Annotated in this window: 4 protein-coding genes and 1 pseudogene; all 5 read left to right on the top strand. The window is 34.8% G+C overall.

Annotated elements, in window-relative coordinates:
* The first annotated feature begins 16 nt into the window (after nucleotides 1-16).
* Nucleotides 17-2,500, top strand: coding sequence for a DNA topoisomerase IV subunit A (gene parC, locus FP433_RS04535; RefSeq protein WP_265484443.1), 2,484 nt, complete (start codon nucleotides 17-19; stop codon nucleotides 2,498-2,500).
* A gap of 13 nt (nucleotides 2,501-2,513) precedes the next feature.
* A complete protein-coding gene (locus FP433_RS04530) occupies nucleotides 2,514-3,161 on the top strand; it encodes a LysR family transcriptional regulator substrate-binding protein (RefSeq protein WP_265486511.1) in 648 nt (215 codons plus the stop codon).
* 135 nt (nucleotides 3,162-3,296) lie between these two features.
* Nucleotides 3,297-4,232, top strand: a complete 936-nt coding sequence (locus FP433_RS04525) for a manganese-dependent inorganic pyrophosphatase (RefSeq protein ID WP_265484445.1) — start codon at nucleotides 3,297-3,299, stop codon at nucleotides 4,230-4,232.
* Nucleotides 4,233-4,408: 176 nt separating this feature from the next.
* Nucleotides 4,409-11,095: a mucin-binding protein gene (locus FP433_RS04520; protein ID WP_265486510.1), complete on the top strand. Its 6,687-nt coding sequence runs from the start codon at nucleotides 4,409-4,411 to the stop codon at nucleotides 11,093-11,095.
* A gap of 185 nt (nucleotides 11,096-11,280) precedes the next feature.
* Nucleotides 11,281-12,987 (top strand): annotated as a pseudogene (gene spxB / locus FP433_RS04515) (pyruvate oxidase); the annotation flags it as partial.
* Between the last annotated feature and the right edge of the window lie 29 nt (nucleotides 12,988-13,016).

The raw sequence follows: 13,016 nt of genomic DNA, 5'->3' as shown, positions 1-13,016 counted from the left end.
AGGAACTAATTTGTAGATGGTAGAAACAACAGAACGAATTAAAGATTTACCTTTAGAAGAGGTAATGGGTGAACGTTTCGGACGTTATTCAAAATATATTATTCAAGAACGTGCTTTACCAGATATTCGAGACGGCCTAAAACCTGTTCAAAGACGTATTCTTTATGCAATGTATAAAGATAATAATACATACGATAAACCTTACAAAAAAGCAGCTAAAGCTGTCGGAAATGTTATGGGTAATTTTCACCCTCATGGTGATTCTTCTATATATGGTGCCTTAGTTCACTTATCTCAAGATTGGAAAATGCGTGAACCATTGATTGAAATGCATGGTAATAATGGATCAATGGATGGTGATGGACCAGCTGCAATGAGATATACAGAGTCTCGTCTAAACAAAATTTCTAATCTCTTGTTGGAAGATATTGATAAAGACACTGTTCAAATGATTTTGAACTTTGACGATACTGAATATGAACCCACAGTTCTTCCAGCTCATTTCCCCAACTTATTGGTGAATGGCTCAACAGGAATTTCAGCAGGTTACGCTACAGAAATTCCTCCACATAATTTGAGTGAAGTGCTAGATGCTTCAATTTATTTATTAAATCATCCCGAAGCTACAACTGATGAATTAATGAAGTATGTTCAAGGACCTGACTTTCCTACCGGCGGAATTATTCTCGGCAAAAAGGGAATTAAAGAAGCTTATGAAACTGGTCGTGGTCGAATTCAAGTTCGTTCTAAAACTAGAATTGAAGATATTAAGGGCCATCGTCAGCAAATTGTAGTTAGTGAAGTACCGTTTGGGGTCAATAAAGCTTTAATGGTCAAAAAAATTGACGAAATCCGATTAAATAAAGAAATTGATGGAATTGCGGAAGTTCGAGATGAAACTGATCGTCATGGATTATCGATTGTTATTGAATTAAAAAAAGATGCTGACAGTCAGAATATTTTAAATTATTTATTTAAAAATACTGATTTACAGGTATCTTATAATTTTAATATGGTAGCAATTGATCATATGGCTCCTGTACAAGTTGGACTAAAACAAATTTTAAGTTCATACTTAGACCATAAAAAAGAAATTGTTACTAAACGAACAGAATTTGATTTAAATAAAGCTCAGCAACGGTTAGAAATTGTTGAAGGCTTGATTCATGCGCTTGATATTTTAGATCAAGTAATTAAGACTATTAGAGCTTCAGAAGATAAAAAGACAGCCAAGAAAAATTTAGTAGATAAGTTTGATTTTACTGTTAATCAAGCAGAAGCCATTGTTTCTCTTCAACTTTATCGTTTAAGTAATACTGATGTTACTCAACTTCAAAAAGAAGAAGCTGATTTGAAAGAAAAAATTACTACTTATCAAGAAATTCTTAACGACCCAAAGGTTTTGAAGAAAGTAGTTATTAAGGAATTAAGAGCTGTCAAAAAGGAATTTGGCAGTGAACGTCGAACTGAAATTACTGATAAAGCTGAAAAAATTGAAATTAATGAAAAAGCTTTGATGGCAGATGAAGATGTTAGAGTATTGGTTAGTCAAGAAGGTTATTTAAAGCGCTCATCACTACGTTCTTTCCAATCAACTGCTGCAAGTGAAAATGGATTGCCAGATGGAGATAAAATAATTTTTGAAAAGACAATATCTACTCTAAGTAATCTTTATATTTTTACTACTAAGGGAAACATTATTTTCAGACCAGTTCATGAGTTAGTCGACACCAAGTGGAAGGAAACTGGGCAACACTTATCTCAAGAAATTGGACTAGATCCCGATGAAAAGATTTTAAGAGTATTTGAAGTACCAGATTTAAGTGCAGAAAGAAACTTCTTACTAGCAACTAATGATGGTTACATTAAGCAAGTTAAATTAGGTGACTTACAACCAACTCGAACATATAAATCACGTGCAATGATGGCAATTAAGCTAAAAGAAAATGATAGTTTAGTAGTTGGTGTTGATCTTTTAGATGAAAAACAAGATTATGATCTTACGTTGATTACTAATCAAGCTTATGCAGTGCGCTACAAGACTGATGAAGTTCCAAGTAGTGGAGCGCGTGCTGTTGGTGTTAAGTCAGTCAACTTAAAAGAAGAGGACTATGTTGTAGGCTATATTTTAGTTAAGCCAGAGCAAGTGGATCAAGTGAAAGTAGGTCTAATTACCCAAAGAGGAGCTTTCAAGCAGTTTGCTTTGAATTTAGTGAATGTAGTTACACGTGCAAAACGAGGCGTATTAATTCTAAGAGAGTTAAAGACTAAACCTCATCGTATTAATGCAATTACTTGGTATGGTCAGGATCATGATTTGATTGTGACAACTAGCAGTGATCGCCAGTTAACTCTTAATACCAATGAATTTCCATTAGGAGATCGCTACACTAATGGCTCGTTTGTTTTGGATCCTACAACTGATGGACAACCCATATCTCTTAACCTTTCTAAGCCACTTGCTCCTAACCATAAAGACATAAGCAACTTATTTGATTAAAAAGGAAAATAAAATGATGGAGAAGGTAACAGGTCCTTCTAGACCTGCAAATAGTGAGTTAGATAATAAAGTAATAAAAATTGGTGTTTTAAATATTATGGAAGCACGAATTTTAGAAGAGTTTTTAATCCACTATAATTCACTTAAGCCAAATGTAGAATTTGTAGTTGAATTTTTTGGAAGAAGTAGTATTTGGAATAAATTACGTAATGGGGAAATTGATTTAGCTTTTACCTATTTGCCAGAAAGTAGTCTAACGAGTGAAGAACTAAAGAGTATCATTGTCAAAAAAGTCTTTGAAGATTCAATAGTATTTTTAACTCATGATAAAAATACTCCTGCTACTTATGAGGGATTAACTAAAACAAAATGGGTTTCTTATGCTGCAGATACCTACTTACCGGATTTAATTAGATCCACTTATCAGCTAAACTTTTTACCTAATCCACCTGAAGTAGTGGCTCGTTTTTCTGCGACTTACCAGCTCTTACAATTTGCTCAAGCTCGTCCGTATAATACTTATGTAACACAGAGTTTTTATCAAGCTCATCGTAGTAAGATTTCACTCTATCCAGTAGAACTTCAGCCAAAAATTTATTTTCAAAGTTATTTTATAATTAAAAAGCTAAATTCTAAGTTTTCACTTTTAGATTCTTTTTGAAAGAATGGGAAGATTATCTAGCTCACACTAGTTACGACAGCCGTTTAGATGATGTGGAAACCCTAATTTAGGAATTGACCAAATGAAGATATACTGTGATAATTATTGTAGATAGATTTAAAGGAGTTTTTAATCATGGCAAAAGAATTTGTTTTTGGACATCAAAATCCAGATACTGATGCAATTGGTACTGCAATTGCATACTCATATTTACAAAATAAATTAGGCTACGATACTGAGCCAGTTGCTTTAGGTGAAGCAAATGATGAAACTAAGTATGCATTAGAAAAGTTCGGCTTTGAAGCACCTAAGGTTATTGAAACCGCTGCAGATAAAGTAGATGCTGTAATGCTTGTCGATCATAATGAACCTCAACAAAGTGTTGCTGATATTGATAAGGTAACAGTTACTCATGTTGTTGATCACCACAGAATTATGAACTTCAATACTGCTAGTCCACTATTTTACCGTGCAGAACCAGTTGGCTGTACCAGTACTATTGTTTACAAAATGTTTAAGGAAAATGGAGTTGAAATTCCAAAGAACATAGCTGGTTTAATGCTTTCAGCTATTATTTCTGATACCTTATTATTAAAATCACCTACAACTACTGAAGAAGATAAAAAAGCTGTAGAAGCTTTAGCCAAAATTGCTGGTGTAGATTACAAGGAATATGGTTTAGCACTTCTTAAAGCTGGTACCAATATTGCTGATAAATCTGAAGAGGAACTCATTGATTTAGATGCCAAAAGCTTTGAATTAAACGGCAACACTGTGCGTATTGCTCAAGTTAACACAGTTGACTTACCAGAAGCAATGGAAAGAAAAGCTGATTTCATTAAAGCAATGGAAAAGGCAAGTGCTGATAATAATTATGATATGTTTATGTTGGCTTTAACTGATGTATTAAATTCAAATTCAGAAGCTATTGTAGTTGGTAGTGATGAGAATAAAGCAATTTTTGAAAAGGCTTTTGATACAAAATTAAATGATTCAAGTGTTGCTTTACCAGGAGTAGTTTCTCGTAAAAAGCAAATTGTTCCTCCTTTAACAGCAGCTTTCGAAGATTAATAAACTAGGTCGGAAAACCGGCCTTTTTTTTGTGTCTAAATTACTTAATATGTTAAATATAAGAAATATTATAATTAAAAAACTGCTGTTTTTAATGCTTTTAATAAAAATAAGAAGTATAATAAACCTGTGATTAATAACAATATGGTAGTAGTTTAACTGTTGAAGGAGAAAAAATGTTATCAAAAAATAATTTTAGAGAAAAATTGAGAAAGATGGAGCCGAAAAAGCAAATCTTTTCTATCCGTACTTTAAAGGTAGGAGTTAGTTCAGTTTTAATTGGACTAGCTTTTATGGGTTCTGGTAGAGTTGCAAAAGCAGCTGAAGTTAGCCCAGCTCAATCTACTACGGTGACTACTCAGTCTTCACAAGACGCAACTAAAGATAATAAGACTGAAGTAGATGATAATGTTGCCAAGCAAACTGGAGATACTCAAAATCAAAAGAATAGTGAAGCTAGAGTAACTACTAATTCAGAAAATTCAAAAGAAGGTAGTAAAGAACAAACTCTAGATAAAAAAGCAGCTCCTCAAGCTAGTGCTTCAAGTAAAGATGCTAGTGCTAACGGGGATGCAACCAATAAAGTAAAAATAGGGGGGGGAGAACGGCCTTCTATAAACCTTTCTAAGGAAGATAACACTTCTCCCACTGCCACATCAATTGATGTAAAAGATATAACTACTAACAAAGAAACTAATCTTCAAAATCTTAAAGATTCAAAGGTAGTTGCTACTACTAGTGATAAACAGGCTAGAGTAAATACCCTTATTGGTAAAGATCCTAATAATACTGTTCTTAACCAAGCTAAAAATTTAATTAAAAATAATAATTTATATATTTATTCAATTTTACAATTAAATAATGCATTATATGGTGGCAAAAGTGCCAGAATGATTATTGCAACTGATAGAATGAATCCGGGTCAAGAGGTTCACGTTTTCATTACTAACTCTGATTTTGCTAGTTTAGATCCTAATAATACTAATAAGATTGTTAAAGTGGATAATGACCCCAATAAGGCGACTAATTATGTTGACATTGCTGTAGGGAACGCTAAATATTGGGTTCACAATACGGGTGTCTATAATTTAAATATTGATGGTGTATCAAGACCTACCCAAGGTGCTACTGGAATTCAAAGAATGACAACCGATACCTCCATAAAAAATATTTATGGTTTAGGGGCACAAAATGATACTGATTTTTTTCAAAAGGTAGATATTGACCCAGTTAGATCTAATCAAGCAGCAGTAAAATATTATGTTTTAGGAGACGATAAAAAATATCATGAATATGAAGATCCAGATCATGATATTGAGGGAATTAATGTAGAAGGATTAAGTGGGCAAACTTTTACTATTCCTAATATTAACCAATATAAAAAAGTTATTACTGGTGAATATTTAACTAATGGTGATAATATTGCCAACGATGGGGCTAACTATACAGGGACTATTTCCTTATTCCAACCTAATAGGTATTATAAAAAAGTTTTATTTGATAGTGAGGGACAAATTACAAATACAATTGTATATTATGAAATTCCTAATGCAGATGGGTTGTATACAGGTACTATGAATGCTTCTTTATATGCGGGTAAAGATGGCGATGCTATTGAAACGCTAACCGTTGAACCCGGTCAATATAAGCAATTTACTAATGGAATTTATGCCAGAAGTCCCTATATTCCTAATGATGTCAGTGTCGCTAACTTATACTACAGTCCACTTGGAAAGATTATCCCAGTTGATGAAGATGGAAATCGAATTGATGATGGACAATATAATACTCAATATAATAATAACCTTGCAGATGCCTCTAAAGCCACTACGACTAGTGCCCCTGATATCCCGGGCTGGACCTTAGCAAATCTTAATGAAAAAAATTATAATCCTACCAATCCGGGTCAAGATCATCCAATTAAATATGTTAAGGTCAAATCATTAGCCACAATAACTTATATTGATGATACGACGAATAGAGTATTATATGCAGATAGTTTTAATGGAGAATATGAGGATGAGATAGATTTTGGGGTCGATCCGAATACTCAAATTAAAAGTTATGAAAAGCAAGGTTATGTCCTAGTAAGTAGCAATTATGTTCCAGGACAACAGTTAGGGACAGACCAAATTGACTATGTTGTTCACTTAAAGCACGGTGTATTACCTGTAAATCCTGATAACCCAGGTCAGCCAGGTGATCCAATTAACCCAGATGATCCAGATGGTCCTACTTTTCCTCAAAATAGTAGCGCCAGTCATCTGACTGCAACTGCAACTCGGACGATTAAGTATGTTTACGCTCGTAATAATGAACCAGTTGATGGTTTAGAGAACAAGGTTCAAACCGCCCAATTTACTGCTACAGGTTATCTTGATAAAGTAACTGGTCAATGGGTAACTGTTGATGAAAATAATGATATTACTGGTACGGCTGAAGGTCCAAGTTGGACTCAATCTTCCGTTGTTCTAGATAGTGTAGAATCACCCGAGGTGGAAGATTACTATGCAGATCCAACTGAAGTTTCACCAGTAGTAGTGACTCCAACTACCGGTAATTTAGTTGAAACAGTTAAATATTCTCATGGTGAGACAGCTAAGTTCATTTATCAAGATATTACTGATAATAAAATCTTAGAAACTAGAATTGCTGAAGGTATTTACAATACAACTATTTCCTACAGTCCTACAAATGCAATTAACCGCTATATTACTGGAGGATATGTTTTAGTTAATAATCCATTTAAAGCTGGTACTAAATATAAGGATTCAATTGATGAACCAGATGCTAACACTTATGTGATTACTCTTAAACATGGGGTAGAACCTGTCAATGAAGAGAGAAGTGTTACTAGAAATATTAGATATGTCTATGAAGATGGTAGTGTTGCAGTACCAACTAAAGTGGAAACAGTTAAATTTACTGGGACTGGTTACAAAGATAAGGTAACTGGAAACTATGTAAAGCTTGATGATAACGGTGAAATTGGGGAAACAGTATCAAACCTTGATTGGGAGCCAGAATATGAAAAATTTGATACTGTGGTTTCGCCAGCAATCACTGGTTATAGTCCGGATCAGCTTGAAGTTCCAGCTAAGTATGTTGTACCTACAAGTAATGACATTGATGAAATTGTTGTTTATAAGAAAAACTTACAATCTGCTCAACTTAACTATTGGGATGATGTAACTGGGGCAGCAATTGGTACTGACTATGCTTTAGGTAAGTATGGAGATACAATTTCTTTCCCATTTGATCCAGAAAAGACGATTGCACTTTTTGAAAGCCAAGGTTATGTCTTAATTCCAGGTAAGGGGAATTTTGACCCTAAAGCAACTTATACTTATCAACAAGATAATGATAAAAATATTTATAATCTTTACTTTACCCACGGTATTGAACCTGTAAGCACTGAAAAACAAGTTACTAGAACCATTGACTATAAATATGCAGAAGATGGTAGCCAAGCTGCTCCTAGTGTAACCCAAACAGTACAGTTTAAAGGAAATGGTTACAAAGATAAGGTAACTGGTAATTTAGTAGAACTTGATAGCAATAACGAGATTGTTACTGAGGATGGGATTATCAAAGAAGGAAGTTACAGTTGGACCCCTGAAACAAGCGATTTTGCAGAAGTAACTTCACCAGTAATTGCTAACTATGTACCTGATCAAGAAAAAGTAGGTCAAGTAACTGTTACTCCCGACCAACCCGATCTTACTGAAATTGTTTTTTATGGAGCTCAGGACCAAACAGCTCAAATTATTTATCGTGACATTACTACAAATAAAGATTTAAAGACAGCAACGGTCACAGGTAAATATAATGAAGTTATTGATTATTCTACTGCTGATATGATTACAGCTCTTGAGAATCAGGGCTACGAATTAGTAGAGGATGGCTTTAAAGTAGGAAGCAAGTTTGCTAATAATGAAAAGGATAATACATTTTACGTTTTACTAAAGCATGGTACCGTACCTGTTGATCCCGAAAATCCAGGTAAGCCAGGAGAACCAATTAATCCAGATGATCCAAATGGACCAAAATATCCTCTTGATTCTGATAAGCTAGAAAAAGATGTTACTAGAACTGTAAACTACCAATACGTTGATGGGCGTCAAGCTGCTTTACCAGTAAGTGACACGCTTCATTTCCAAGCTATGGGAGTAATTGATAAAGTTACTGGTGATTATGTAGTTTTAGATAATGATGGTAACATCATGGTAAATGAAGACGGTTCCCTAGTTACTGGTCAATTAATGTGGACTGGATCAGGTGATAGCTTTAGTGAAGTAGTTTCGCCACGCATTCCGGGTTATACTGCAGATCAAACAGTTATTAACCAAATCAGTGGAGTGACTCAAAATAATGCTGATACAGAATTCTTAGTAACTTACTATGAAAATAATGAAAGAGCCAATATTACTTACATTGATAAGGTAACTGGAAAGACCTTACTTTCAGATTCTGTTTATGGAAAGTATCAAGAAGGTATTACTTTTGAAAATGATCCTCAAGATGTAATTGCAGATTATGAAAAACGTGGTTATGAACAAGTAGATAAAGATCAATTTAAGTTTGTTAATGGTGTAACAACATATGGAGATTCTCAAACGGATCCAAATGTTAACAACTTCATCGTTTACTTAACGCATGCAACTATTCCTGTAGGTCCAGATGATGACTTTACTCCAGATACACCAATTAACCCAGAGGATCCAGATAGCCCTAAATATCCTTTAGATGCAGCTAGTTTAAAGAATACTGTAACTAGAACTATTAACTATATTTACAATATTACCGGAGCAACTGCAGCTCCAACTAAAGTACAAACTCTTACTTTTACCGGTACTGGTACTATTGATAAGGTAACTGGTCAATTAGTAAATCTTGATTCAAATGGTCAAATTGAAGTAGACAGTGATGGTAATCCAGTAGCTGGTACAATTAACTGGAGTAGTGAGGGAACGAGTTTTGCAGCTGTAACCTCTCCTAAGATTACAGGATATAGTGCTGATCGATTGGAAGTTCCAACAGTTGATGAAGTTAATGGTTATACACCTGATATTTATGAAACTGTTGTATACGATGCTAATCCAGAACAGGCTACAATTACTTATATTGATACTACAACTAATAAAGTTTTGGAAAAACAAAGTGTTGACGGAAAATATAATGAGTCAATTTTCTTTGAAAATGATCCTCAAGATATAATCGCAGACTATGAAAAACGTGGTTATGAACAAGTAGCTAAGGATCAATTTAAGTTTATTAATGGCGTAACAACATATGGGGATTCTCAAGAAAATCCAAATGTTAACAACTTTACTGTTTACCTAGCTCACGCAACTATCCCAGTTGGACCAGATGATGACTTTACTCCAGATACACCAATTAACCCAGAGGATCCAGATAGTCCGAAGTATCCATTTGATGCTAAGAGCTTGAGCAAGACCGTAACTAGAACTATCAAGTATGTATATGCATCAAATAACCAACCTGTAGAAGGACTTAGTGATAAAGTTCAAGAGTTGAAGTTTACTGGTAAGGGAATTATTGATAAAGTAACTGGGCAATTAGTAAATCTTGATTCAAATGGAGAAATTGAGGTGGACGCTCAAGGTAAACCAGTAGCTGGTACAATTAATTGGACTGCAATAAATGGCACACATTTTGCTGCAGTAACTTCTCCAGAAGTAGCAAATTATAGTCCTGAACCGATTGAAGTGGTAGAAGAGGGCAATATTAATCAGGATTCAAAAGATATTGTTGAGATTGTAAAATATTTGGCTAATGAACAAACAGCTCAAATTGAATATATTGATAAAACTGATAATGTTGTCTTAAATAGCGAAAACGCCGCAGGTAAGTTTGGTACTGTGATTAGTTTCCCAACTTCACCTGACCAAATGATTGCTTACTATGAGGCTCGCGGCTACAAGTTAGAAAATAGTACTTATAATAAAGGTGCAACATTCCAAGAAGATAACTATAAGAACTTATTCAAAGTTTACTTCACGCACGCAACTATCCCAGTCGGACCAGATGATGACTTTACTCCAGATACTCCAATTAATCCGGATGATCCAGATAGTCCAAAATATCCATTTGATGCTAAGAGCTTGAGCAAGACTGTAACTAGAACTATTAAGTATGTTTACAAAGATACTAATGTATCAGCTGCACCCGATAAAGTACAAACCATTACTTTTAAGGGAACAGGGATTATTGATAAGGTAACTGGAAAGTTGATTGGTGAGATTACTTGGACTCCAGCTACAGGTAGTTTTGAAAGTGTGGTTTCACCAACTATTGAAGGCTATACGCCTGATCATTCAGTAGTAGCTGCAAAAGATGGAATTACTAAGGATAGCACTGATAGCACTGTAACAGTAACTTATACTAAGGACACTGAACCATCTACACCAGTTGTGCCAGATGAACCCTCAGTTCCAAGTACCCCAGATGAGCCTACTACCCCAGATGAACCATCAATTCCTGATACACCAACTACGCCTGACGAGCCATCGGTTCCCGACACTCCAAACAAACCATCAAAACCATCAGTTCCAAGTACACCTAATAAACCAGATACTGCAAGCAAGCCTACTACTTCAAATAAACCTGTTAATACTGTTTCGACAAGTAAGCCAACACAAACAGGTATGAGTACTAAACCAAATCATAATACAGTTTCTGAAAATGGAAACTTTGATGCATCAGTAAGTAGCAATAAGAATCAATCTACTTTGCCACAAACTGGGGTTAAAGATACCAATACTTTAGGAATTTTAGGTTTAGCAATTGCAAGTATGTCAGCAATTTTAGGATTGAGAGGTAGTAAAAAGAAAAAGGATTAACTAAATAACTTAAGAAAGACACATCCGTTTATAAGGGTGTGCCTTTTTGAGTTGTGGAGGAAATCAATTGTTTGATAATTTAAAAAGTAGATGCTATATTAAAGATGTAAAAAGAAAGCGCTATCATTAGCGATAAAAAAGGAATAAACAAGGTTAAAAAAGATTATAAGAAAGAAGATTTTATTATGAGTAAAATTAGTGGTTCAGATGCAATGTTAAAAGTATTGTATGATTGGGATATTGATCATATTTATGGTTTGCCAGGTGGCTCGTTTGACTCGACGATGAATGCAATTCATAATTGGAAGGATAAAATCAAATTTATTGAAGTTCGTCATGAAGAGGCAGGTAGTTTAGCTGCTTCAGCAGAATATAAATTAACTGGTAAGCTAGGGGTAGCATTTGCTTCCGCTGGTCCAGGAGCAGCCCATATGTTTAATGGGTTGTATGATGCAAAATATGATAAATCTCCAATGGTAACAATCATTGCTAATGTAGCAACAGATCATCAAGATGTAGATTTTTTCCAAGCATTTGATGAAGACAAATGGTTTACTAATGCAGCAGTTTGGTCAGCTCAACCAAAAACGGCACAACAACTACCAATTTTGATGGATGAAGCAATTCGTCAAGCTTATGCTAAAAAAGGACCGGCTGTATTAATTGTTTCAAAAGATTTAGGATGGGAGAAGATAGAGGATAATTTTAGGGTGAATAAAGAAGCTTATCCTCAAGCAAATTATCCGGAACCTACTTCTGAATCAGTCACTCAAGCTCTTAAACTTATTAAAGAAGCTAAAAATCCTGTTGTTTATTTTGGGAATGGAGCAAAGAAAGCAGGAAAAGAATTAAAGGAGTTTGCTGAAAAGTTTAAAATGCCTCTTCTTTCCTCTTACCTTGGCAAAGGAATCATTGAGGATGACTATCCAACTTATATTGGTACTATTGGACGTGCAGGTACAAAAGCACCTAATGAAGTTCAAAAATATGCTGATTTAGTAATTTGGGTTGGAAATAATTCTCCGTTCTCAGCTGCTTGGTTTGATAAGAAAGCTAAAGTTATTCAAATCGATACTAATCCAGCTAGATTTGGTAAAAGACACTCAGTCGATGTATCTTTACTAGCTGATTCAAAAAAGTCTTTGAGAGCTTTGATTGATAATGGAGAAGAGCGTAGTGAGTCTCCGCTATTTAAAGCAGCTTTAGCTGATCGTAACAATTGGGATGAATGGGTTGATAGCTTTAAAGATTCTAAGGAAAGGCCAGTTCGTCGTGAACCAATTTGGGATGTGATTAGTAAGCAAGCTGCTGATGATGCTGTCTTTGCAATTGATGTAGGGAATGTAAACATTGATCATCTTCGTAACTTAAAAATGCATGGTGACCAAAAATGGACTACTTCAGGTCTCCATGGAACTATGGGCTATGCTGCCCCAGCTGCGATAGCAGGAGCTTTAACTTATCCTGAGCGTGAAGTATGGCAGTTGGCTGGTGATGGTGGATTTGCAATGATGAATCAAGAGCTTTTAACTATGGCACGGTACAATCTCCATATCTTAAACGTTGTTTTCACAAATGAAACATTAGGATTTATTGAAGCAGAACAAACTGATGAATCTCATCAACCTTTGTCTGGAGTTATTCTTCCGGATAATGATTGGGCCAAAGTTGCTGAAGGGATGAATGTAAAAGGTGTGACTGTAAGAACAAAGGAAGAATTTGAACAAGCAGTAAAAGAATGGAAAAAGATGTCAGGTCCTATGCTGATCGATGTTAAATATACTCATAAGATGCCATATTCAACTGAATTGAATACTTTAGATGATCCAGAGTTTGTTCAGAAATACCAAGCTCAAGATTTGAAACCATTTAGTTATTTTGCTGAAAAGTATCATGTGAAAAAAGTAGGTGAGTAATCAAT

The organism is Lactobacillus sp. PV012 (assembly GCF_014522325.1).
Classification (GTDB): domain Bacteria; phylum Bacillota; class Bacilli; order Lactobacillales; family Lactobacillaceae; genus Lactobacillus.
This window is presented reverse-complemented; position numbering and strand designations above follow the sequence as displayed.